The sequence below is a fragment of the Nostoc sp. C117 genome (genome assembly GCF_043099735.1).
In the GTDB taxonomy this organism is placed as follows: Bacteria; Cyanobacteriota; Cyanobacteriia; order Cyanobacteriales; family Nostocaceae; genus Nostoc.
The window spans coordinates 7,227,196-7,251,972 of record NZ_CP170991.1 but is presented as its reverse complement, the minus strand read 5'-3'; the positions used below and the strand labels follow the sequence as shown (position 1 = coordinate 7,251,972).

The window sequence follows — 24,777 nt, the reverse complement described above, 5'->3', positions numbered from 1 at the left end:
ATTATTGAGGCTGAGAAGGAAGACCGAAAGATTTTAATAATAAGTGATTATGTAGACTTGGTATTATATATTAATCAGGTAACAACTAAAATTTATATTTTTGCTTAAAATCCTACATAGGAATTGTATTTGTGGAAGTTGCCAACTGCATATTCCCGAATACAGTTCGGATAAGCATTTTTCACTTTCCTTGTAGTCTGGGAAAAGGTTAAGGGGTAAAGGATGTATTCAAAACCTTTTCTCTTTCACCATTAACAGAACCGTATTGGCAGATCCCCAACTTATTTGATAAGTCGGGGATTTTTGCTTCTGAGGAATAACTCAGAATTACTAATGACTAGTTACTAAATTGAACTCAGTTGTTTTTTTTTCAGGATCAGCTTCTAGACTATCAGCCTCAGAAGGCGGAACTAACTGCCAGAATTTCGGCAAAAATTCTTGCCAGTTTTGGAGAATCTTCTTCGCCTTTGGTGAAGCAGTGCGTTCTGCATGAGTTTTGATTAACTCTTGCAATTGGTTTGCACCTGCTTGCGTAATCACTCGTTGCATTTTGACAATTTCTGGGTTGACTAACTCAGGAAACGAACCGTCTTCATCTAAAAAGTATGCCAGTCCACCAGTCATTCCTGCAGCTACGTTACGTCCTACTTTGCCAAGAACGACGATCGCGCCACCAGTCATGTACTCACAACAGTGATCTCCAGCACCTTCAATCACTGCTATACCTTTGGAGTTTCTCACAGCAAAGCGCTCTCCTGCTAAGCCGTTGGCAAATAATGTGCCGCCAGTAGCGCCATAGAGACAGGTATTGCCAACGATGACGTTTTGTGATGCGTTGTAGGTCGAATCAGTTGGGGGTTTGATGATGATTTCACCGCCGTGCATCCCTTTACCTACATAGTCGTTTGCCTCTCCTTCCAGAGTCAGAATGATGCCGGGGAGATTGAAAGCGCCAAAGCTTTGGCCAACACTACCTGTAAAGTTCAGATGAATTTGTCCTTCAAAGCCACTGTCACCGTATTGGGAAGCGATCGCTCCTGCTAATCTTGTGCCTACTGTTCTATCAGTATTGACTATGGGGAAGGTCTTGCTAACAGTAGATTGATTCTTAATGGCAGCTTGAATGTCGGCATCGGCAAGGAATTTGTCATCCAAAACCACGCCGTTGCTGTGGACTTCTTCATGCACTAACCAGTCACGATTTTCTTTGCTATCTGGTAGTTGAACTAAACAGTCAAGATTTAGCGATCGCGTTTTGGTAAGTTTTACTTCTGGGCGCACTGTCAACAAATCTGCACGTCCAATGATTTCTGACAAAGAACGGTAGCCAAGTCGTGCTAGCAAACTACGCACTTCTTCGGCGATGAAGTAGAAGAAGTTGACAACTTGTTCCGGGATGCCTGTAAACCGTTTGCGGAGTTCTTCTTTCTGGGAAGCAACACCCACAGGGCAGTTATTCGTATGACAGATCCGCGCCATAATGCAACCTTCGGCAATCATAGCAATGGAGCCGAAACCAAATTCTTCAGCGCCCATCAATGCACCTATTACCACATCCCAGCCACTTTTCAGACCACCATCAACTCGTAAAATCACGCGATCGCGCAAGCTATTTTCCATCAAAACGCGATGGACTTCACTTAAACCAAGTTCCCAAGGCGAACCCGCATGTTTAATAGAACTGAGTGGCGATGCACCAGTACCACCATCATGTCCAGAAATTTGGATAATATCAGCGTTTGCCTTGGCTACACCAGCAGCGATCGTTCCAATACCAACTTCTGAAACTAGCTTTACCGAGACTTTTGCCTTGGGATTAATTTGGTGTAAGTCAAAAATCAATTGTGCTAAGTCTTCAATGGAGTAAATATCGTGGTGCGGTGGTGGCGAAATCAGCGTTACACCTGGTTTGGAGCGCCTTAACATGGCAATATATTGGCTCACCTTGGGACCTGGTAGCTGTCCACCTTCTCCAGGCTTGGCACCTTGGGCAATTTTGATTTCAATTTGTTTGGCGTTGACTAAATATTCTGGCGTGACCCCAAAGCGTCCCGATGCAACTTGCTTAATGGCACTATGAGCCACATCGCCATTTTGCAATCCTTTTAAATGAGGTAGGGTTGGCGAGTGTCCAGATTCATCTACATCGTCTAGGACTGTATAACGTACTGGGTCTTCGCCGCCTTCCCCAGAGTTAGATTTGCCGCCAATGCGGTTCATGGCGATCGCTAAAGTTTCATGAGCTTCTCTGGACAGGGCGCCTAAAGACATGCCACCAGTACAAAAGCGCTGGACAATTTCTGTTACCGACTCTACTTCTTCTATCGATATGGATGGGCGATCGCCCTGAAAATCTAACAAGTCCCGCAAGGCGGTTATTGGTCTACCTTGGAGGTGCTTTTTGTAAACTTCGTAGTGATCGTAGTTTTTGCTATCTAAAGCCTTATGCAGCGCCTTCACCATTTCTGGGCTATTCATGTGGTACTCGCCTTTCGGACGGTACTGCACAAAGCCCAAGTTTTCTAATTTGTTGGTTGTCAGTTCCGGGAAAGCTTTGCTGTGGAAAGAAAGCACTTCCAAGGCTAATTCGGTAATGCTCAAACCACCAATACGGGAAGTCGTACCACAAAATCCCAGTTCAATTAAATCTCTGCCAATACCGATCGCTTCAAAAATTTGCGCTGCTTGATAGCTGGAGAGTAAAGAAATTCCCATTTTGGAGAGAATTTTCAGCAAACCTGACTCTACTGCTTTACGATAATTTTTTAAAGCTTGTTCTAGAGTTAGGGTTGGAAGTTTTTTTACTTCCATTAACTTCTGAGTTTTGGGATCGGACCACCAATCGCGCACTGTGTCTAATGCCATGTACGGGCAAACTGCACCAGCGCCGTAGCCAATCAAACAAGCAAAGTGATGAGTACTCCAGCATTGGGCAGTATTGACAATCAGGGATGTTTTCATTCGCAGCCCTTCTCGAATCAGGTGGTGATGGACGACACCCACGGCTAACAGGGGAGGAATGTAAGTGTATTCTGTGCTGATGGTGTCATTGACGCGATCGCTCAAGATTAAAATCTTTGCCCCTGCGCGTACTGACTCTGCTGCTTGTGCTTGTAAAGATTCCACTGCGGCTTTTAATCCTTCTGGACCAGTGGCGATCGCAAACAAAGTTGACAACTCCGCTGTGGCAAATCCTGACAGCTTAATTGCTTCTAATTCTGCCTCAGTCAACATCGGCGACTCAAGTTTTAATCTCCGGGCATATTCTGGCTTTGGTTCTAATAAGTTACCCCGTTCGCCTAGTTCGACTTTTAAAGACATCACCAGCTTTTCCCGTAGGGGATCGATCGCTGGGTTCGTTACTTGAGCAAAGCGCTGTTTGAAATAGTCATAAAGCAGGTGGGGCTTTTCCGACAACACAGCTAAAGGAATATCATCCCCCATACAGAAAGTCGGTTCAGAACCGGCGATCGCCATTGGGTGAATCACCATTTCTACATCTTCTGTGGTGTAACCAAAGGCAGTTTGACGCTGAAGTAAGGTTTGTTTGTCAGTTGTCAATTGTCCTTGGTCACTTGTCGTATGTCCATTGCCATTTGCCGATGACGTATGACTAATAACTAATGACTTTAATTCTTGACGATATTGTTGCAGCCATTCTCCATAAGGCTCCTGCTGAGCGATGCGCTGTTTAATATCCCAATTTTTCAGCACTTCATGATTTTCTAAATCTACGGCAATCATTTGCCCTGGGCCAAGTCTACCTTTCTCGACAATATTGGCTTCTGGGAAGTCCACAACACCAGCTTCGGAAGCTACAACAATGTAGTCATCTTTGGTGATGACGTAGCGAGCTGGTCTTAAACCATTCCGATCTAGAGTTGCACCAACTTTTTTGCCATCGCTGAATACTAAAAGTGCTGGCCCGTCCCACGCTTCTTGGAGACCACTGTAATATTCGTAGAAATCAACAATTTCTGGAGACTCACGTAAAGAAGGCTGATTTTGGTAAGCCTCTGGAACCATAATCATTAAGGCTTCCAAGGGGCTGCGTCCAGAGCAAACCAACAATTCCACTACGTTGTCTAGGGTAGCTGAGTCGCTGTTATCAATATGAACTAATGGCTTCAGTTCCTTGATGCGATCGCCCCATACTGGATGATTGAGGCTAGCTTCTCGTGCCATCATCCAATTGATGTTACCCAACAAGGTGTTAATTTCGCCATTGTGACCCAAAAGCCGCATTGGCTGCGCTAGCGGCCATTTGGGCATCGTGTTGGTGCTAAAGCGACGGTGATACACAGCAAAAGCACTTTTGTAAACCGGATTTTTTAAATCTTGATAAAATTCTCCCAATACAGCAGAACGTACCATACCTTTGTAGACAATTGTCCGGCTTGATAAGGAGCAGATATAAAATTCTTCTGAGATTTTATTGGCAACTTTACTAATTCGGCGGCGGGTAATATACAACTGGCGTTCCAATTCATCGCCGATTTTGTCAACGGAAGTTAACAAGACTTGTTCAATCTGGGGTTGATTTTCTCTTGCTTGTATCCCCAGCAAATCAGATTGCACTGGCACTACTCGCCAACCTAGTACAATCAATTGCTCCTCAGCGGCTATTTGCTCAACTGCTGCCCTAGCTTTTTGTGCTGCTTCTTGGTCTTGTGGTAAGAAGATCATCCCCACAGCAGTATTGTTGGTAGATGAAAATTCCTTTCCCCTGTGAGCAAAGTCTTGTTGAAACAATTCCCAAGGAATTGCTGTCAACACTCCTGCACCATCACCAGAGTCTCGATCCGCACTACAACCCCCCCGATGTTCTAAGCAGGTTAAAGCAGCTAAAGCTTTTTCGACAATTTCGTGGCTGGCATGATTTTGACGATGAGTTATAAAACCTACACCACAGGCATCCCGTTCTTCTACTAACCACCTTGGTCCCTGGCAGGTATTTCTTAAGTCAATATCTGCTGTGATTTTCTGGTCTTGATTCATCGGTTTATTATTCATACCCTGTACCTGAACTGTTGAGTTATCAATTTTGCCACTGCTTAAGAGAAAAAATTTTCAATTCAGCGATGGAGAAATGCATCAGCACCGAAATTTAGGGAAAAAAAATTTTAACTTCGGTTTTACTTTTTAGTCTACCTGTGTTAAAATAATTGCGTGTTTTTATGTATTTATGCGGTGATTAGACAAACTAGTTTAGCCAAGACATTCTTATTGCCCTGACAGTTTGTTTTTTATATTTTGAAGTTAAGTATTTTTTCAATTGCTTTTTTCCAGATGCACACCAGCTAATGTTAGAGCTTATTTCAGCTCACCTGAAACACAACTAAAATTGAACGCTGCACTAGGTTTTAAACTCAAAGCTATCCCGAGCAAGTAATAAAATCAGCGTATTACAATATATACCCATTTGACAATTCCCAAATATTTCTCTTTGACCAGTTGCTACCTGTCTTACTAGCAATTGCAGCTCGCTGAAGTATCAAGACTTGCAACCAAAACTGAGGACTCAATATATTAATCCAGTTTGGATAAATAAGACTACCGTATATAGTGCAATTAACATTAGTGCCAGTTACAACATTTAGTTACAGTCAGTTAAGTGGCTACATGATTGTTTATTCTTAAAAGAGATAACAAGCCAATATATAGAATATCATGTTTTTTGCCAAATAAACTGATGTTTTTTAGATTTGCCAATAATTTAGTTAGTTTATACCTTGGGTGATACTTTTCAAAACTACCTAGTAAATTATGGTAAAAATGCCGAATTGTTGCCAACAACAATACCGTAGTGCTATTTCGCTGATTGGGAATAGCAAGTTTATCCGAGCGACTTTTTCACCAATACTTTTAACAGCACTGTGCTTAGGTACTACCTATGCTAACGCCCAAGAGTCCCCGAAAAATCTTAAATCAATACCAAGGTTGACTTCACAGTTACCTGCATCTGCTAAACCTGGGGTGCGATCGCCTTTGGCTGGTAATCAAATTTCCCTTAATGGCCGGACTCTACCAGGTACTTGGTTACAGCAGACTGGAAGATCGGGTCAAATCACAACTCATCTCAGTGACGGTGTATTCAGGCAATTAATCGGAGTAAATTTCTTAAACAGCAGTAACTGGACTAGGCAACCAATACAGTGGTTTTCCTCGGTGAAAACGCCGCAGGTTTTAGCCACCAGGCAACTAGGAGGATATCGCTATCTGGATATTACTAATTTTGCTCAAACATCTGGATGGCAAATCCAAGCCAATGGGAACATCTTGGTGATTGCGACCCCAAAAGCACAAATCACAAATATTATTCAGAGCCAGGAACCTGTATATGCGAGTGCCCCTTTGCAACACACTCAGATTCTTGTCAATTTAGATCGTCCAACTCCCTGGCAAGTTGCACAAGGCTCGGTTATTAAAACAACTCCAATTCTATCCGCCGATCCAGACACACCAACACCCAAATCTACTACACCACCGAATCGGGAGTGGACAGTTACCTTGGATGGAATAGCCGATCGCACCTTAATAGAACGCTATACCCCTCAGCCACCACCAGTAGCACCACCAACATCACTGCCAGAATTACTCAAACAATTATCGCCAGCTACACCACCAGTAGCAGCCCCGGAAACAATAATTGAAAAAGTGGAAGTGGTGAACAACCAAACCATTATTCACCTGAGTGTTCCCTTTGGTCTATTACCTCAAGTTAGCACTGTAGCAGACCCCGATCGCCTGATTATTGATATTCAACCAGATCCTCTAGAAGAGCGGGATATTAGTTGGGCATCGGGATTGGTTTGGCGGCAGCATTATATTAGCTTAGGCACAGAACGCTTTCCAGTGGTTTGGTTAGAAGTTAATCCCCGCAAAGTTGGGCTAACCTTGAAACCTATGTGGGTTAATCCTAATACGGTTATGGGTACTGCTCCGTTACTTGAAACAGCACAACGCTACTTAGCCGTAGCTGCCATTAACGGTGGTTACTTTAACCGCAATAACAGATTGCCCTTAGGTGCGATTCGCCGCGATGGCCAGTGGTTATCAGGGCCTATTCTCAATCGAGGAGCGATCGCCTGGAATGATTCTGGAGAATTTTACTTTGGTCGCCTCACCTTAGAAGAAGCTTTAATTACTGCAAATAACCAACGCTTACCAATTCTTTATCTTAATAGTGCTTATGTCCAGAGTGGCATTGCCCGTTACACTCCTGCTTGGGGATCGACTTACACACCCCTGACGGATAACGAAATTATCCTAGTGGTTCAGAAAGACCAAATTACAAATCAATTACCAGGCGGCAAAGTTGGTGAAAAGACAATTCCGATTCCCCAAAATGGCTATCTACTGACCTTGCGCGCCAGCGCTACTAGTAATGCGTCACAATTACCTGTTGGCACAGCAATAACTATATCTAGTGCCACTGCTCCCGCTGATTTTAGTCGTTATCCCTACATTATCGGAGCAGGACCCCTATTAATCCAGAATCGTCAAATTGTCCTTGATGCCAAAGCCGAAAAATTCAGCAATGCCTTTATTGCAGAAAAAGCTATTCGTAGCGGTATTTGCACAACACCAACAGGCACAGTCATGATTACTGCCGTCCATAATCGTGTAGGCGGTTATGGCCCCACATTGGCAGAACATGCCCAACTGATGCAACAAATGGGGTGTGTGGATGCCCTAAATTTGGACGGTGGTAGTTCTACCAGTCTTTACTTAGGGGGGCAGCTGCTTGACCGTTCTCCTAGTACTGCTGCTCGTGTTCACAATGGAATTGGTATTTTCCTACAACCAGGAAAATAAGGAAATGGGGAATAGGGAAATCTCTTAATAGTCAAAGCCCCATGTCCAATTCTTTTTTAAAGTTTAGAACAAGCTATCATTTTGCTTGATGAAGAATTAGTGTAGACATAAAGCTTTTAATAGTGATGGTTTACACCATAACGTTTGATTTTGTTATCTTTAGCAAGGTGCAACAAAATTCTTGATTTTCAAAGTTGCAAGATAGCGCCAATTTTTTTTGTCAATAGTTAAGAGTACCAACGGTTTGTTATGTCTTCAAATGAGGTAACTATGGCTCGATATCAAGAAACTACACAGACTGAGACTCTACACCTACCTCCAGCTATTACTTCCAAAGGCCTCGCTGCAACTGAGTTACGTCCTTGGGGTGCTTTTACAGTATTAGAAGAAGGACGTGGATACAAAATCAAGCGTATCGAAGTTAAGCCTGGACACCGCCTTAGTTTACAAATGCATCATCACCGCAGCGAACACTGGATTGTTGTTTCTGGTACAGCTAAGGTAATTTGTGGTGAGCGAGAAGTGTTACTGAGCAATAATGAGTCAACCTACGTACCCCAATGTACAGCCCATCGTTTAGAAAATCCTGGTGTAATCCCCTTGGTGTTAATTGAAGTGCAAAATGGCGAATACTTGGGTGAAGACGATATTATTCGCTACCAAGACGATTATGCTCGTACCAAGGATTAAAACTAAAAGAACGCTATTAAAGAAGAACGCAGAATTCAAATTCAGAAATTCAGAATAAATTAGTGGGGTATTTGGACAACCCACTAATTAAAAATAGTTACATCTTTCCTACCCAAAGCATAAAGGAAGATTCAGTCGGAGACTGAAATCATATATTCAGAGGATCTCTCCGAGACGCTGCACTATCCGACACTTGAACTCCAATTCATACTGAATGCTGAATTCTGACTCTTCACTCCTGAATTCTTTCTTGTTAAAGCTCTAATCCAAAAACTTAAATACATACTTTGTGCAAAATTCTTTAGTAACTATTGCACAACACAAGTCCCTACCTAGTCAAGGTGGGGACTGAAACATATTAGTGCTATAAATATAGTAATAGCGATCGCTCTGCTGGGTTAATACAGGTAGAAGCTAAGTAAAACAAAGCCTACATACATATTAACTAAAAATATAAGTAGCATCTAAATACAGAGGCATTGGTCAACCCATCTGTAGAATTAAGATGGGGTATTTAATTGCAAAAACGAATTTCATGATTCATCTGAGTCAAGCAGCCGCAAGTGAGATCGTCCGAATCAAGTCCAAGCAGCAACCAAATGTCTTATTTCGATTAGCAGTGAAATCAGGCGGCTGTTCCGGGTTATTTTATGATATGTCTTTTGATGAAGCAATAAAAGTTGGCGACCAGGTTTTTGACCTGGAAGAGATTCAAGTCATTATTGACGGCGAAAGTTTAAATAACCTCAAAGGGCTGATAGTGGATTATTCAGAAGACCTGATGGGTGGTGGTTTTCGCTTTCACAACCCCCAGGCGATCGCTACATGTACTTGTGGCAATTCCTTCTCCATTAATCATTAGTCATCAGTTATTGGTCATTAGTTCTTAGATAAAGGACAAATGGCATTTGACATAAAACCGTAAAAAACGATATAATCAGGATTTGTTAAAACTTAGACCCTAAGCAGCTTTACGCGCTGTAACTCATGCCAACAATACAGCAGCTAATACGTAATGAACGCGAACAAGCGCGTCAGAAAACCAAGTCCCCAGCTCTGAAACAATGCCCCCAACGCCGGGGAGTTTGTACCAGAGTCTACACGACCACACCAAAAAAGCCTAACTCAGCCCTACGCAAAGTAGCAAGAGTCAGACTGACCTCTGGATTTGAAGTCACAGCTTATATTCCAGGTATTGGTCACAACTTACAAGAACACTCAGTTGTAATGATTCGTGGCGGTCGGGTTAAGGACTTACCAGGCGTGAGATACCACATCATCCGTGGAACCTTAGATACAGCCGGAGTCAAAGACCGCAAGCAAGGTCGTTCCAAATATGGAACCAAGCGTCCAAAAGAAGCGAAAAAATAAGATTAGGCGATTAATCGCACTAAATTACGATTAATCGTCTAACTTAGAAACGCTCACGGATAAAAGGCGATCGACACCTGTGTTCTAACAGCAGTCATGAAGACTGTTGTATTTGTTTGAAGCAATCAAGCAAGCTACACTCTACACTAAGCGAGCAAGTGTAGAATCTCTGGAGAGAATCCTGTAACGACAGCATGAATTCTCGTTTTAACTTAACTCTAGACATTAAGGTTTATAATCTTGTCGCCTTGAGTATTTTAGTTGCAGGTCGCAAGTCAATAGGTCAGCCTCGCTGCAACGCTCGAAAAAATGAGGAAGTCTGAGGGTTGGGTTCCACCGCTTTTAGTTTCCGGTGTCTGATAGCATATAATTTCGTTGCCAAATCCGAATTAAAGGTGAAGTATGTCTCGTCGTGGTGTTATTCAAAGGCGCCCAGTTCCGTCTGACTCCGTATATAACAGTCGCCTTGTGAGCATGATTATCAGGCGGATCATGCGTCATGGCAAGAAATCGCTTGCCGCACGGATTGTTTATGAAGCATTAAAAACCATTGAAGAACGCACTGGCAATGGTGCCTTAGAAACTTTTGAAAGAGCAGTGCGGAATGCTACGCCTTTAGTAGAAGTAAAGGCTCGGCGGGTGGGCGGTGCAACTTACCAAGTACCAATGGAAGTGCGTTCAGAGCGGGGTACTACCCTAGCACTGCGTTGGCTAGTGCAATATTCCCGGTCTAGACCAGGCCGGACAATGGCAAGCAAATTGGCAAATGAGTTAATGGATGCTGCCAATGAAACTGGAAATGCAATTCGGAAACGTGAAGAAACGCACCGGATGGCAGAAGCTAACAAAGCATTTGCACACTATCGTTACTAAGTAGAAAAGCGATATATCGTCTTACGGAAGCGGTATATCGTGGATTTACCGAAAAAGACGGTTTTCCGTAAAAGTATAGAATCTTAACAAAGAGTAATATACAAGATATCATGAGGCAAAAACTATAGGAGGTAATTGTGGCACGCACGATCCCGCTAGAGAAAGTACGCAACATCGGTATTGCGGCGCATATAGATGCGGGCAAAACAACAACAACAGAGAGAATATTGTTTTACTCTGGGATAATTCATAAAATTGGCGAAGTTCATGAAGGAACTGCTGTAACAGACTGGATGGAGCAGGAGCGGGAGCGGGGAATTACCATTACTGCTGCTGCTATCAGTACCAGCTGGAAAGATCATCAAATAAACATTATCGATACTCCCGGTCACGTAGACTTCACGATTGAAGTTGAGCGTTCAATGCGCGTGTTGGATGGTGTCATCGCAGTATTTTGTTCTGTGGGTGGCGTGCAACCGCAGTCTGAGACAGTGTGGCGACAAGCAGACCGCTACAAAGTTCCTCGCATCGCCTTCATCAACAAGATGGATCGCACAGGAGCGAACTTTTATAAAGTTCACGAGCAAATGCGCGATCGCCTGCGGGCAAATGCGATCGCCATTCAACTGCCAATTGGTAGTGAAAACGACTTCCTCGGTATCGTTGACCTCGTGAAACAGCGTGCGTATATTTACGCTAATGACCAAGGAACCGATATCCAGGAAACTGATATCCCTGCTGAATTGCAACCGCAGGTAGATGAATACCGCGTCAAGCTAGTGGAAGCAGTGGCAGAAACCGATGACGCTCTGATGACTAAGTACTTCGATGGCGAAGAACTGACAGATGACGAAATCGCTCTTGGCCTGCGTAAAGGAACAATTGCTGGCACAATCGTCCCGGTACTTTGTGGCTCGGCATTCAAAAACAAAGGCGTGCAATTGATGCTGGATGCCGTTGTCGATTACCTGCCAGCGCCAAGTGAAGTACCGCCAATTCAAGGCTTACTGCCGAATGGTGATGCTGTTGAGCGGCGGGCTGATGACAACGAACCCCTAGCAGCTCTGGCATTCAAGATTATGGCTGACCCTTACGGTCGCCTGACATTTGTTCGCGTTTATTCTGGTGTCCTGAAAAAGGGCAGCTACGTTCTCAACGCTAGTAAGAATAAAAAAGAACGGATTTCCCGCTTAGTTCTCATGAAGGCAGACGATCGCCAAGATGTCGATGAACTGCGAGCAGGTGATTTGGGAGCAGCTCTTGGATTGAAAGACACCTTGACAGGTGACACGCTCTGTGACGATGGATCGCCAGTCATTCTGGAATCTCTATTCATTCCTGAGCCTGTAATCTCGGTAGCGGTTGAACCCAAAACCAAGAACGACATGGATAAACTATCCAAAGCTCTGCAATCTCTCTCAGAAGAAGACCCCACCTTCCGCGTCCGAGTCGATCCCGAAACAAACCAAACCGTGATCGCCGGTATGGGAGAGCTACACCTAGAAATTCTAGTAGACCGGATGTTACGAGAATTTAAGGTGGAAGCAAACGTTGGTGCGCCGCAAGTAGCTTACCGAGAAACAATTCGGAAAGCTGTGAGCAAAATTGAGGGCAAATTCATCCGCCAAAGTGGTGGTAAAGGTCAATACGGTCACGTAGTGATCAATTTGGAACCTGGAGAACCCGGTACTGGCTTTGAATTCGTCTCCAAAATTGTCGGCGGTACAGTACCTAAAGAGTACATCAGCCCAGCGGAGCAAGGAATGAAAGAAAGCTGCGAATCCGGTGTTCTAGCTGGATATCCGTTGATTGATGTCAAAGCGACGCTAATTGATGGGTCATACCACGATGTAGACTCTTCGGAAATGGCTTTCAAAATTGCTGGCTCAATGGCGATGAAAGAAGCTGTGATCAAAGCTTCACCAGTACTATTAGAGCCTATGATGAAAGTTGAAGTGGAAGTTCCTGAAGACTATATTGGGAACGTCATTGGCGACCTCATCGCTCGCCGGGGGCAGATTGAAAGCCAAAGCACTGAACAGGGACTCGCTAAAGTGGCATCCAAAGTTCCACTAGCAACCATGTTCGGCTACGCCACTGATATCCGGTCAAAAACCCAAGGTCGGGGTATCTTTACGATGGAATTCAGCCACTACGAAGAGGTGCCTCGCAGCGTAGCTGAAACTATCATTGCAAAAAGCAAAGGGAACGCTTAATTAAAAAAGGAAACGAGGATTCATGGCACGCGCAAAATTTGAAAGGAATAAACCCCACATAAACATCGGTACAGTTGGCCACGTTGACCACGGTAAAACTACCTTGACAGCAGCCATCACCATGACTTTGGCAGCGATGGGTCAGGCTGTAGCTAAGGGCTACGACCAAATTGATAATGCCCCAGAAGAAAAGGCACGGGGTATTACCATCAATACTGCTCACGTAGAGTATGAAACGGCAAGTCGTCACTATGCTCACGTAGACTGTCCAGGACACGCTGACTATGTGAAGAACATGATCACTGGTGCTGCTCAGATGGATGGAGGCATCCTGGTAGTTGCTGCTACTGATGGTCCCATGCCCCAAACCCGCGAACACATTCTCCTAGCAAAACAGGTTGGTGTTCCCAGTCTGGTTGTTTTCTTGAATAAAGAAGACTTGATGGATGACCCAGAACTCCTGGAACTGGTAGAACTAGAACTGCGAGAATTGCTCTCTAGCTACGATTTTCCTGGTGACGACATCCCTATTATCAAAGGCTCTGGTCTGCAAGCTTTAGAAGCAATGACCAAGAATCCTAAAACCCAACGAGGAGAAAATCCCTGGGTAGACAAAATCTATGAACTGATGGATGCTGTAGATTCTTACATCCCCACTCCTGAGCGGGATGTTGATAAACCCTTCCTGATGGCTGTAGAAGATGTGTTCTCAATTACAGGTCGTGGTACTGTCGCCACTGGTCGGATTGAGCGTGGTGTAGTCAAAGTTGGCGATAACGTTGAACTAGTGGGTATCAGAGATACTCGCGCCACCACCGTAACTGGGATTGAGATGTTCAAGAAGAGTCTCGATCAAGGTATGGCTGGGGACAACGCTGGCGTACTTCTTCGCGGTATCCAGAAGGCTGATATTGAACGGGGTATGGTCATCGCCAAACCTGGTTCGATTAAACCTCACATGGAATTTGAAGGCGAAGTGTACATCCTAACTGAAAAAGAAGGTGGTCGTAAGACACCATTTTTCGCGGGCTACCGTCCCCAGTTCTACGTGCGGACAACGGATGTAACTGGTACTATCAAAGCTTACACTTCCGATGAAGGCAAAGATGTAGAAATGGTGATGCCAGGCGATCGCATTAAGATGACAGTTGAATTAATCAACGCGATCGCTATTGAACAAGGAATGCGTTTCGCTATCCGTGAAGGTGGCCGCACCATCGGCGCTGGTGTCGTCTCTAAAATTCTCAAATAGCATCTTTTTCCTGAGAAAAAAGGAGCAGAGATGGTATAATTCCACTCTGCTCCTTTCTCTTCCTTTAATTATAATTACTGGTGATTTGGGATTAGAAATTGGCTTAGGACTATTTAGGAATTAGAAATACATAATTCTATGTCCTAGTCCCCAATCCCTAGTCCTTAGTCCCTATTCCCCACTCCTCACTCACTACTCCCCCAATTACGCAGAACCTGGACAATTAAAGATGGCTACTCTACAGCAGCAGAAAATTAGAATTCGCTTACAAGCTTTTGACCGACGCTTATTAGATACATCTTGCGAGAAGATTGTAGACACCGCTAACCGCACCAATGCTACAGCTATAGGTCCTATTCCTTTACCAACAAAACGTCGAATCTATTGTGTGCTGCGATCGCCTCACGTAGATAAAGATTCACGGGAACACTTTGAAACCCGTACTCATCGCCGGATTATTGATATTTACCAGCCATCTTCTAAAACTATTGATGCCCTGATGAAATTAGATCTACCATCAGGTGTTGATATTGAAGTGAAACTTTAATTAGTCATTGGTCATTAGTCATTACTACTCTGGCAAAGGACAAATGACATTAGTATGAATATTTACTTTGCCCTGAAGAAATATATCTCAGGGCATTTTATTTAGCCGTAAAACAAATGATAGAATGTAAAGAAAGTACGGGAAAGCAGAGAAAAATAAATTTTAAAGATTAAGTTTATACCAAAGTAACAATGACATCATCTTCTAAAATTGCAGTTCGTGAACTACCTCTGTTCCCGTTACCCGAAGTAGTTCTGTTTCCTACTAGACCGTTGCCCCTGCACATCTTTGAGTTTCGCTACCGAATCATGATGAACACGATTTTGGAGAGCGATCGCAGGTTCGGTGTTTTGATGTTCGATCCAGTCAAAGGTACAATCGCAAACACTGGCTGCTGTGCGGAAATCGTTCATCACCAGCGACTCCCAGACGATCGGATCAAGATGTTGACTTTAGGGCAACAAAGATTTCGTGTATTGGAATATGTTCGGGAAAAGCCATACCGCGTTGGCTTAGTAGAGTGGATTGAAGACCACCCACCAACTAAAGATTTGCGACCTTTGTCAACTGAAGTAGAACAACTACTGCGAGATGTGGTGCGGCTGTCAGCCAAATTAACCGAACAAAATATTGAACTGCCAGAAGATTTACCTGATTTACCAATAGAGTTATCTTATTGGGTAGCAAGTAACCTTTATGGTGTAGCCGCAGAACAGCAGTTATTGCTAGAAATGCAAGATACTGTAACTCGTTTAGAGCGGGAAGCAGAAATTTTAACTTCTACTCGTAATCACTTGGCAGCTCGGTCTGTTCTGAAAGACACATTTAATGAAAAGTGAAGAATGAGGAGTTAGGAAGAAATAACAGAAGAAAATTGATGACTCATAATTTATAATTAATAACTGCTCACTTGTAATTTTCTAATCAAGAACGCTAACAGGTAAAACATTGTAAGCGCCAAGAATTTTTAAAATCTCTGTGTAAATACCTAATTCTGCTAAAGCAGATTTCATCTGTGCTTCGTTGGCATCTGCCTCAACATCGATGAAAAATAAATATTCACCTAGCGATCGCTTTGTTGGACGAGATTCAATCCGACTGAGATTAATTCCTAGTTGAGCAAATATTTGCAAAGGTTTGACCAAGGCTCCTGGTATATTTGCAGGTGTACTGAAAGCCAGAGATGTATGACTAGCACCTGCTTTTGATGTATAGTGTCCAGTATTTGTTTCACGCTGACTTATTACCAAAAAACGAGTAAAGTTTTCTGGATAGTCGTTAATAGCATTGGCAAGTATTGGCAAATTGTATAGTTGAGCTGCTCTACTAGAGGCGATCGCTGCTGTTGTCGGATCTTGCTCCAATTGCTGTAGCGCTTCGGTTGTAGAATTATTTGCAATAATCTGTACCGTTGGCAGAAATCGCTCTAACCATCCCTGACATTGTGCCAAAGCTTGGGGGTGAGAGTAAACAGTTTTAATGCTATCTAAGCTAGTCGCACAGGAAATTAACGTATGGACAATCGGTAATACTAAGGCTAACTGAATTTGCAAACTGTCCAACTGCCACAGTGTATCTAATGTCATAGTTACACTCCCTTCAATAGAATTTTCCACTGGCACAACAGCTAACTGGGCTTGACCATCAGCAACGGCCTGTAGTGATTGTGAGATGCTGGGATAGGGGGATAAAATAGCTGCATCTCCCGTACTTTTACTGAGCCAGTTGAGATAAAAAACAGCTGCTTGTTCGGAGTAAGTGCCGGGCGGTCCTAAATGTGCGATCGATAAAGTCATACTTTGAGTTGTGAGTTCAATGGGGCTGGAGATTGGAGACTAAGTACTGGGATCTGGAAAGTATTTATCAAAAATGATTTTATCCCAGAGATTTTTATTTATACAGAAATAAACAAAATATGAATTTAAGAAAACAAGTTATAAACACGATTTTTATATCAGAATAATTCCTGGTAGCTTTTTAGCTAAATCCATCTGAAGATTCAACATAAATTATATTAGTTTATGATAAAACAACAAGTATACATCATTGTTGATATGTCAATACTGAATTTATAATTTATATTTCTTGAATTCAAGATAGTAATGAGCGTATCAACGTTTTGGGAAAATGTATATCTGATAAGGAAAGATAATTTTTATGATCGATAAACTTTCTACTTTCTTCTAACTAGATCTAAATTATTAAAAAATATTAAAATTAAACAACAGATACTTTTACCTAACTCATGGCTACCCGGTTTACTGCCTCTCAATCAGTTGAAATCGCTGTTCCAGAGGAGCCTATTCCCATTCAGCACTACTTGCGTCAGCCTCAACGTCTGGTTAAGGCTTTGGTTGATAATAGCCGGATTCAACAACTTTCTGAAGAGGTATTTCGCTTGAAAATGCGTCCGCTGACTTTTATGTCATTGAGTATTCAACCGACTGTAGACATGAGAGTTTGGGCAGAAGCAAATGGAATAATTCATTTGCGATCGCTAGGCTGTGAAATTCTAGGTTTCGAGTATATTAACCAGCGGTTTGCTCTCAATTTAAAAGGGTATTTATCTCCGAAAGAGTTAACCACTGGCACTTACCTGCAAGGAAGGGCTAATTTAGAAGTTGAGGTGGATCTGCCACCGCCATTTTCCTTTACTCCTAAACCAATTTTAGAAGCCACCGGCAATGGTTTGCTAAAAAGCGTCCTGTTAACGGTCAAGCAACGGTTATTGCATCAACTGTTGGCAGATTATCGCTATTGGGTAATATCACAAATGAAGGATACAGGACTTGACGGTGACAGTGCTGAATTGCCAATGCTGAATCCTAAGTAATTAAATAATTACTTAGGATTCAGTACTTTATATTTGGCAAGGACGAAATGATTTGCGATGTAGGGGTGAGGGACCATATTGTTGCAGAGCCAGCAAGTGCTTCTGGCTACCATAACCCTTGTTACATTCTAAGTTGTACATAGGGTATTTTAATGCTAAACGCAGTACCAGATCGTCACGCCAAACCTTGGCAACAATACTAGCAGAGGCAATAGCAAGCGATCGCTCATCCCCTTTGACTATTGTTTGTTGAGGCAGTAGCAGGTCTTTGATTGACTGATTGCCATCAACTAAGCAGAGTGAAGGCTGTACCTTTAACTTCAGTACAGCCCGCTTCATTGCTAACAGCGTCGCTTGCAAAATATTTATCTTGTCAATTTCGGTAGTGGAAGCAAACCCAATTTTCCAATCTACAGCCAGCCCACAAATGTGCTGCGCTAGCTCAGTTCTACGAGAACTAGACAACTTTTTACTGTCTTTAATTTTAGCTGCTATTAGTTTTGGCAAAGCATCATCTGGCAAGATCACGGCTGCTGCTACTACAGGACCAAATAGAGCGCCTCGCCCTACTTCATCCACACCTGCAACCAACCCTGGAATCCCTAACAAGGTAGAAAACTCCAGCCAACTAGATTTTTCCAAAGATGCTGGCGAATAAATAGCAGCAGCAGTTTGCTGTGTTTCTACCATAGAGCAAATTAATTGTCTTCGATCGCTGAAGAGCGACGGCGGCGGCGACGGTTGGCATTGGCAGTGCTGCTATTAGCATCACTTTCATCTACATTCGTCAAGCTTTCCGAAGGATTGTCAGTAAATCCCGATAATTCAGTTGTCTCTTGTATCAAAGATTTTTGTTCTGGCTCAATAACCTTTGGTATAGGTATTCTGCTTGGGATAACTTCAGATGTCGCTCTTTGGTTAGTAGTTGGTTCTGGGGTTGGTTCAATTGATGTTGTTGGCAGTTGACCAGGCTGAATCACATTAATAATCACCGCCTTGGGATTTTTAACCTCTTGTTCCAACTTTACCAATGGAGAGATTCCCATCAAGGCAAACATATCCTGTTCTTGAAGCGTCATTTCTACAGTCCTAATTTCCGGCGGTTCTACCACTGGTTTGACTGGCTCTGCTTTGGTAATTTTAGTCCGCTCTATTCTCTCAGTCCAAGCTGGTTTACCAAGAGTAGGCGAGGGAATTTCTGGTGTTACTCCTAGTTCTGGTTCAACATCAAGGTCTAAGTCTGGCTCATTGACAAAAGCCAATGGATTCACTCCAGTCCGAGTTTCATCTTTGCCATTTAATCCATTGATACCACCAATACGACTGCGGCGAGTTCGGGTACGACGTTTATTATCGTTAAGTTCTTGATAACTAGGATGATTGATTAGATTCAGATGATTTGATTCTGAGTCACCATCGAATGGTTCCCCAAATCCATCATAGGTTTCTCGTAGTTCTGGAATGCGGGTGGCTGGCTGACGTGGTTCTCTTTCTCGAGGCAGAGGGGATACAAAACGCTCACGCTCTGGTATTTCTGCTGGTATCGGTAATCGGTTTTCGTTTTCTCCAGGCAGACGCACAGTATGTCCTAAGCCGCCACAGGTGGGACAAGTTTCACCAAACAATTCGTAAATATTTTGACCCTGACGTTTACGGGTCAGTTCTACTAAACCAAGTTCAGTTAGTTGGGCAATCTGAGGACGAGCTTTGTCTGCTTTAAGTGCTTTATTAAAGTGTTCAAGGACTTGCAGTTGGTCACGTCGTGATTCCATATCAATAAAGTCAACGACAATCACCCCAGCGATATTTCTTAAACGTAACTGGCGAGCAATTTCTGTTGCAGCTTCGCAGTTTGTCCATAAAACTGTTTCTCTAGCTGTTGCCGATCGCGTAAAGGAACCTGAGTTAACATCAATCACTGTTAATGCCTCGGTGGGCTGAATGATGATGTAACCCCCGGAAGGTAGATCTACTCTTGGTTTGAGGGCTTCTCGAACGGCGGCATTAATCCGGAAGTATTCTAAAATTGGCGAGCGATCGCGATGATGGTCAATCAATAATCCCTGTGGTGTTTGACCTCCACTCCAGTTCTGTAAGTACTGCTTAACTCGCTTCAAACCAGTACTAGAATCAACGACGATCCGATTCACATCTGCGCCGTACATATCTCGTAATACGCGCTGAATAAAGTCATCATCTCGGTTGAGCAGTGCTGGGGCACGGGTAGAATGGGCTTCCTGCTGGATTGCCTCCCATTGCTTTTGCAGCACTTCCAAATCTTCCATAATCGCTTCTTCTGGTTTGCCTTCTGCTTCTGTACGCACAAGTAAACCCATTCCCGCTGGTTTGACCAAAATTGCTAGTGCCCGCAAGCGGTTGCGCTCACTTTCACTTTTAATCCGTCGTGATAAATTGACCCCTCTACCATAGGGCATCAGTACTACATAACGTCCAGGTAAGGTGATATTACCTGTAAGCCTCGGGCCTTTTGTTCCCGTTGGCTCTTTCATTACTTGCACCAAAACTTTCTGCTGTGGTGCTAATAGTTCCGTAATTGCCGCAGCAGTTCGCTTTAGCTTTAATGGCCCCAAGTCGGTGACATGAATAAAGCCATTCCGCTCTGGGTCGCCAATGTTGACAAAAGCTGCATCGATCCCAGGTAATACATTTTCTACTACTCCTAAGTAGATATCACCTATTTGATGATGTCCCGTAGCAACAACGAGTTCTTGTATCTGATCTTCCGAAAAAACGGCAGCAATTTGGTGCTGCTCCGCGATAATAATTTGTTTTGGCATTCAATTTCCTCAAAAATTGGCAGCACTAACAGGTTTAGAGGTTTTTTGTCTCAAGTTCGCTTAATTACTTGTAATTGAAAACTTCTTACCTTCCCTAAAGTTCTGATTCTCAGAAAGTTTTATCTTTTGGCTTCTCTCAGTTTCCCCATCGGGTAGCCACCGCTCAAACTTCTCTTTGGGTATTTGCGTCAGTCTTCATTACCAGTGTTAATCGAGTTCGATATCATATATACCTTTTTTCCTGTAAGCCTTAAAAGACGCTACTGGTAATAACAATCGTCAACCAATTTTAGATTTGCTTTCTTCGTAGCGTTAGCGAGTCTCCGAAGGTCTTTTGGATTGAAAAAGACCACAAAAGTATGAGGCTTGAGGATCTTACATTGACTATTTGAGATTTGTTCTACCCCAAGGGCGGTACATAAACTAAAAAAAACAATCCAAAATCTCTGTTGGAAAGTGATACTCCTCTAACGCTAAGAGATTGTCAGCAAATGGTCTTCTGACTTTCACAAAATCTAAAGTTGCAACTCAACCTAAGCTTCTAAGCTAAAAGGCTATTAGCAGTCTTAAGAGCGTTCACACGTTTGATTATTCCAGAACGGCTGCATATTCATATTGTTTAAGCAAGTGAAGTATCCCAACTTACTTTGTCTGTCACACACTGCGCGAACGGCTGAAGTTGTTGCTCTCCAACAACAGCTAGCACAAGGACGGTTTTATTCATCTTCTCTCAAGGGGAGACGCGACGCGAACGGATTTTCGTGTCTCACAAGCAAATGCCACGTTAGGTAAACCACAAGGGTGTCCGACACTAAAGTCGGTGATGGTCTTATTTTGCTTCCACAGGCAACCGTTTGCCTTCGGCAAGCAGTTATTGATTTTTGTTTCCAGCACTCGGCTTAATATCTTGGTGGATCGGTTACTGTCAATAAATTGGGAAATTCCGCGGAAGCTGTTAAATCATGCGTCCGTGGTTGATTTGTGATGCAATACCCTCAAGAAAGAGAGTTGTGAGTTGAAAGTACTAAATCCTGAGTGAGTTTTTAACTCAGAATGGTTTATTTGAGAGTAACCTACTGAAGTTGTTAACAAAAAGAAACTACTTCTATTTTCCATTCCCCAGATTTATCCTTAGGGTTATATTCAGCAACACCAGTTGCTACTCTGCCTAAAGTTGCTTTAGCCTACGACAAGCTGTGCTTTGGCTTGACGTGTCTATGGGCAGCTAGAAGTCGGCATGGCCGAGAACAGTTGCTTCCATAGCAAGATCTCCATAAGGAGTACAACTTTACAAGAGTAACCCACTGGCTGTTGGACACTACTCTGGATTAGACATTCAGCAGTTGTTTAAAAAGGATGGAGTTAGAGAATCTAACCGAGCCTGCTGTTCGTTACTGATTCACAAGGTAGCTATAGAGAGAGTGTGTGTTCTTTAATCTGCCTCAGTTGGTCTGGGATAAAATCCTAGAAGTTGCACTCTAATATCTTTGCTTTCGCCCTCTGAATCCGAGGGGTGAACCAGCTAATTCAATGCAGCGCCAGAAAATTTCTCTTCACCCTATTCTAACGCAACCTTGCTAAAAATCAATTCGGATGATTTTTCATATTATGACAACTACTAGCAAGTTGTCATACAGGGATTATACCCCTAAAACTAGGCGATTGCGGTGGATGTGCAGGAGTTGAAATTCTACATTAGCCACTGCCTCTAGCATAAACACGATTTGTTCGGGACGCAACAGGCAACCATCTTGGCGATAGCTACCTACATAACGGATGACAGAGATGGATTCTGCTGTGCTATTGTGGGTTTCTACCAATTCCAGTTCAAATAAGCGATCGCGCAGATTTATTAACTGGCTTTTGCCTGATTTAGTTGTTTGTTCATACCAGAGTTCGTCTTTGGCTTTGATTGTATCAATCCAGTTTTGCCATTGTGTAGGCGATGCTTCCTGAATTGTTGCTAAAGTCATCAAATACTCTGCTGCTTCCAGCAGTTGGCTAGCTGCTTTAGCTTTTAAATCAATCTCGTCCACATGATATACGGGTATATCTGTGGGCATTTCTCGAACTAGTTGTTCTTGAAAAGCATCAAGTGATACTGGGGTTGCTAATTCAAAATCCGCAATTTCACCACTACTAGTAGCTCCTAGAGCCAAAGCAGTTGCTAGAGAAATTCGCGGCATTGGATGAAATCCACCAGTGTAAGCAATTGGCAAGCTTGCTCGCCGCACAACTCGGTCAAACAGACGGATTAAATCCAGGTGACTGACTAAAGCCATATTACCCTGTTTTCCAAACCAGACTCGGAATCGTTGCACCTTAGTTGTGTTGGGTACAAATTCGCCAGCGAATTTTGGGATAATAGGTGGTTCAATGACGATATTGTGCCCAAAATCGGTGCCACAAACGCCACAGTGAGAACAACCTTCAAAAGAGCAGTCAGGTAGGATTGTGGCTGCTAGAGCGCTTTCCAGGTCTTCTTTTAGCCATTTTTTATCAATCCCAGTATCAATATGATCCCAAGGGAGAGGAATATCTAGGGAGTGGGAAGTGCTGAGTGGGGAGTGGGGAGTGGGGAGTTGGGTATTTTCCTCTGCCTCTGTGGCTCTCTGCTCTTGTATATGAAACAGATTCCATTCGCCGTTTTCGATTTGACGGTATTTCCAATCTAAATCAGCTTGGGCGATCGCGATTCCCCAAGCTGTAAAAGCTTTATCTACATTGTCATACCAGGAATCCATTCCTGCACCCAATTCCCAAGCACGGCGCACTACTTTGCCTAAAGTGCGATCGCCTCGTCCAATAAAATCTTCCATTGCCGAAATTCTGACATCGGTAAAATTTACCTTGACTCCTTTGAATCGGCGGAATTCTTGCCGCAACATATTTTGTTTGCGCTTAAATTCTGTGGTAGAAACTGAGTGCCACTGAAATGGGGTATGGGGCTTAGGTGTAAAATTAGAAATTGTCAAATTAAAGTTTAGGGGTTTTCTACCCTGACCCCGACATTCGCGCTGTAACCAACTTACCGTTTCTGCAATGCCAAAAACATCGGCATCTGTCTCACCTGGCAAGCCAATCATAAAATACAACTTAATTTTATCCCAGCCTTGTTCCCAGGCGGTTTTCACCCCTCGCAACAGTTCTTCATTGGTCAAGCCTTTATTCACAATGTCTCGCATCCGCTGAGTTCCAGCTTCGGGAGCAAAAGTCAATCCACCTTGGCGAGTACCTCCAAGGATATTGGCAATATTTTCATCAAACCTATCTACTCGTTGGCTGGGTAGAGTCAGAGAAATGTTGTCATTTTTTAAGCGATTTTTGATTTCCATCCCTACTGCTGGTAGGGATAAATAATCAGAACAACTCAGGGATAGCAAGGAAAACTCATTGTAACCAGTTTCTCGCATACCCTGTTCAATAGCTTCTACTACTTTCTCTGGTTCGACATCTCGTGCTGGTCGAGTTAGCATTCCTGGTTGACAGAAGCGACAGCCACGAGTGCAACCCCGCCGAATCTCAATAGTCAAGCGGTCATGTACTGTTTCTACGTAGGGAACTAGCCCAATGGAATATGCTGGTATGGGGGTTGCAACTCGTCGGAGAATTCGTTTTGGGACGTCTGGGCGAAGAGGATGAACTGAGCCATCTTCTGCTATATCATAAAACTGTGGGACATATACGCCTGGTATCTGTGCTAAATCTAATAACAGATTTTCCCGATTCAATCCAGTTTTTTTGCCCTCTTCTAATACCAAACCAATTTCTGGTAGTAATTCTTCTCCATCTCCAAGGGCGAAAAAGTCAAAGAAGTCCGCGTAAGGCTCAGGATTTGATGTCGCTGTCTGTCCCCCGGCAAAAATCAATGGGTAAGAGGAAGAAGCGGGGACGCGAGGATGGGGGGATGGGCTGATATTTTCTTGATTTTCTGTGTCTCCATTTCTTAGTGTCTCAGTGTCTCTTCTCTTTTGCCAAGTCAAGGGAATTCCAGCTAGATCCAACATTTCTAGGATATTAGTTGCACCAAGTTCGTAACTGAGGCTAAAACCAAGAATGTCGAATTCTGTGAGCGATCGCTTGGACTCGACTGCAAATAATGGGGTATTAGTTTCCCGTAGTTTTGCTGATAGATCTTGTCCTGGTAGATAAGCGCGATCGCACAATTGGCGAGGCTGGCCATTCAAAATGTTATACAGGATAATGTGCCCTAAATTAGATGCACCGACTTCATACACCTCTGGGTAAGTTAAAACCCAGTGTATTGCTGTCGTATCCCAAGGTTTATGTACTGCTAAGCGCTCGTTACCCAGGTAACGCGCTGGTTTGAGAATATCCGATGTTATTAATTTTTCAACTGCAACAGCCACTATGCTACT

15 protein-coding genes are annotated in these 24,777 nt (G+C 43.3%); 10 read left to right on the top strand and 5 right to left on the bottom strand.

Translation table 11 applies throughout. From position 1 onward, the window contains the following. Positions 1-330: 330 nt before the first annotated feature. Entirely contained in the window at positions 331-5,013 is a 4,683-nt protein-coding gene (gene gltB / locus ACFG4S_RS30990) for a glutamate synthase large subunit (RefSeq protein WP_392532707.1), read from the bottom strand. A gap of 762 nt (positions 5,014-5,775) precedes the next feature. Between gltB and ACFG4S_RS30985 the strand changes: the two genes are divergently transcribed. The 9 genes from ACFG4S_RS30985 to ACFG4S_RS30945 all read left to right on the top strand — a co-directional run bounded on the left by ACFG4S_RS30985 (position 5,776) and on the right by ACFG4S_RS30945 (position 15,606). Then, complete coding sequence (locus tag ACFG4S_RS30985; RefSeq protein WP_392532706.1) at positions 5,776-7,818, top strand: phosphodiester glycosidase family protein; 2,043 nt, start codon at positions 5,776-5,778, stop codon at positions 7,816-7,818. Positions 7,819-8,088: 270 nt separating this feature from the next. Continuing rightward, positions 8,089-8,508, top strand: a complete 420-nt coding sequence (locus tag ACFG4S_RS30980; protein WP_392536120.1) for a phosphomannose isomerase type II C-terminal cupin domain — start codon at positions 8,089-8,091, stop codon at positions 8,506-8,508. A gap of 535 nt (positions 8,509-9,043) precedes the next feature. After that, complete coding sequence (locus ACFG4S_RS30975) at positions 9,044-9,370, top strand: HesB/IscA family protein (protein ID WP_392532705.1); 327 nt, start codon at positions 9,044-9,046, stop codon at positions 9,368-9,370. Between the two features lie 125 nt (positions 9,371-9,495). Next, entirely contained in the window at positions 9,496-9,879 is a 384-nt protein-coding gene (gene rpsL / locus ACFG4S_RS30970) for a 30S ribosomal protein S12 (RefSeq protein WP_012410236.1), read from the top strand. 402 nt (positions 9,880-10,281) lie between these two features. Continuing rightward, positions 10,282-10,752 (top strand): 30S ribosomal protein S7, encoded by a 471-nt coding sequence (rpsG, locus tag ACFG4S_RS30965; RefSeq protein WP_012410237.1) that lies wholly within the window; start codon positions 10,282-10,284, stop codon positions 10,750-10,752. A gap of 137 nt (positions 10,753-10,889) precedes the next feature. After that, positions 10,890-12,968 (top strand): elongation factor G, encoded by a 2,079-nt coding sequence (fusA, locus tag ACFG4S_RS30960; protein ID WP_392532704.1) that lies wholly within the window; start codon positions 10,890-10,892, stop codon positions 12,966-12,968. Positions 12,969-12,990: 22 nt separating this feature from the next. Beyond that, positions 12,991-14,220 carry an elongation factor Tu gene (gene tuf / locus ACFG4S_RS30955; protein WP_392532703.1) on the top strand — a complete coding sequence of 410 codons (1,230 nt, stop codon included), beginning with the start codon at positions 12,991-12,993 and terminating at the stop codon, positions 14,218-14,220. Between the two features lie 229 nt (positions 14,221-14,449). Further along, positions 14,450-14,767: a 30S ribosomal protein S10 gene (gene rpsJ / locus ACFG4S_RS30950; protein WP_008232935.1), complete on the top strand. Its 318-nt coding sequence runs from the start codon at positions 14,450-14,452 to the stop codon at positions 14,765-14,767. Between the two features lie 191 nt (positions 14,768-14,958). Beyond that, on the top strand, positions 14,959-15,606 hold the full coding sequence (locus tag ACFG4S_RS30945) for an LON peptidase substrate-binding domain-containing protein (RefSeq protein WP_392532702.1): 648 nt from the start codon (positions 14,959-14,961) through the stop codon (positions 15,604-15,606). 81 nt (positions 15,607-15,687) lie between these two features. On the opposite strand, the gene pheA is transcribed toward ACFG4S_RS30945, so the two are convergent. Then, positions 15,688-16,563 carry a prephenate dehydratase gene (gene pheA, locus ACFG4S_RS30940; protein ID WP_392532701.1) on the bottom strand — a complete coding sequence of 292 codons (876 nt, stop codon included), beginning with the start codon at positions 16,561-16,563 and terminating at the stop codon, positions 15,688-15,690. Positions 16,564-17,012: 449 nt separating this feature from the next. Here pheA and ACFG4S_RS30935 point away from each other — a divergent pair, with 449 nt between their 5' ends. Next, the gene (locus ACFG4S_RS30935) at positions 17,013-17,600 is read left to right on the top strand and encodes a DUF1997 domain-containing protein (RefSeq protein WP_392532700.1); all 588 of its coding nucleotides are present in this window, start codon (positions 17,013-17,015) and stop codon (positions 17,598-17,600) included. A 27-nt stretch (positions 17,601-17,627) separates the two neighbouring features. On the opposite strand, the gene ACFG4S_RS30930 is transcribed toward ACFG4S_RS30935, so the two are convergent. The 3 genes from ACFG4S_RS30930 to ACFG4S_RS30920 form a co-directional block, all read right to left on the bottom strand. Then, positions 17,628-18,290 carry a ribonuclease HII gene (locus ACFG4S_RS30930; protein ID WP_392532699.1) on the bottom strand — a complete coding sequence of 221 codons (663 nt, stop codon included), beginning with the start codon at positions 18,288-18,290 and terminating at the stop codon, positions 17,628-17,630. An 8-nt stretch (positions 18,291-18,298) separates the two neighbouring features. After that, a complete protein-coding gene (locus ACFG4S_RS30925) occupies positions 18,299-20,398 on the bottom strand; it encodes an Rne/Rng family ribonuclease (RefSeq protein WP_392532698.1) in 2,100 nt (699 codons plus the stop codon). A 1,640-nt stretch (positions 20,399-22,038) separates the two neighbouring features. Then, positions 22,039-24,768, bottom strand: a complete 2,730-nt coding sequence (locus ACFG4S_RS30920) for a TIGR03936 family radical SAM-associated protein (RefSeq protein ID WP_392532697.1) — start codon at positions 24,766-24,768, stop codon at positions 22,039-22,041. Positions 24,769-24,777 lie beyond the last annotated feature (9 nt).

Excerpts from the sequence above, each read along its gene's own strand:
- gltB (WP_392532707.1), bottom strand. The coding sequence starts at position 5,013 with ATGAATAATAAACCGATGAATCAAGACCAGAAAATCACAGCAGATATT.
- ACFG4S_RS30985 (WP_392532706.1), top strand. The coding sequence starts at position 5,776 with ATGCCGAATTGTTGCCAACAACAATACCGTAGTGCTATTTCGCTGATT.
- ACFG4S_RS30980 (WP_392536120.1), top strand. The coding sequence starts at position 8,089 with ATGGCTCGATATCAAGAAACTACACAGACTGAGACTCTACACCTACCT.
- ACFG4S_RS30975 (WP_392532705.1), top strand. The coding sequence starts at position 9,044 with ATGATTCATCTGAGTCAAGCAGCCGCAAGTGAGATCGTCCGAATCAAG.
- rpsL (WP_012410236.1), top strand. The coding sequence starts at position 9,496 with ATGCCAACAATACAGCAGCTAATACGTAATGAACGCGAACAAGCGCGT.
- rpsG (WP_012410237.1), top strand. The coding sequence starts at position 10,282 with ATGTCTCGTCGTGGTGTTATTCAAAGGCGCCCAGTTCCGTCTGACTCC.
- tuf (WP_392532703.1), top strand. The coding sequence starts at position 12,991 with ATGGCACGCGCAAAATTTGAAAGGAATAAACCCCACATAAACATCGGT.
- rpsJ (WP_008232935.1), top strand. The coding sequence starts at position 14,450 with ATGGCTACTCTACAGCAGCAGAAAATTAGAATTCGCTTACAAGCTTTT.
- ACFG4S_RS30945 (WP_392532702.1), top strand. The coding sequence starts at position 14,959 with ATGACATCATCTTCTAAAATTGCAGTTCGTGAACTACCTCTGTTCCCG.
- pheA (WP_392532701.1), bottom strand. The coding sequence starts at position 16,563 with ATGACTTTATCGATCGCACATTTAGGACCGCCCGGCACTTACTCCGAA.
- ACFG4S_RS30935 (WP_392532700.1), top strand. The coding sequence starts at position 17,013 with ATGGCTACCCGGTTTACTGCCTCTCAATCAGTTGAAATCGCTGTTCCA.
- ACFG4S_RS30930 (WP_392532699.1), bottom strand. The coding sequence starts at position 18,290 with ATGGTAGAAACACAGCAAACTGCTGCTGCTATTTATTCGCCAGCATCT.
- ACFG4S_RS30925 (WP_392532698.1), bottom strand. The coding sequence starts at position 20,398 with ATGCCAAAACAAATTATTATCGCGGAGCAGCACCAAATTGCTGCCGTT.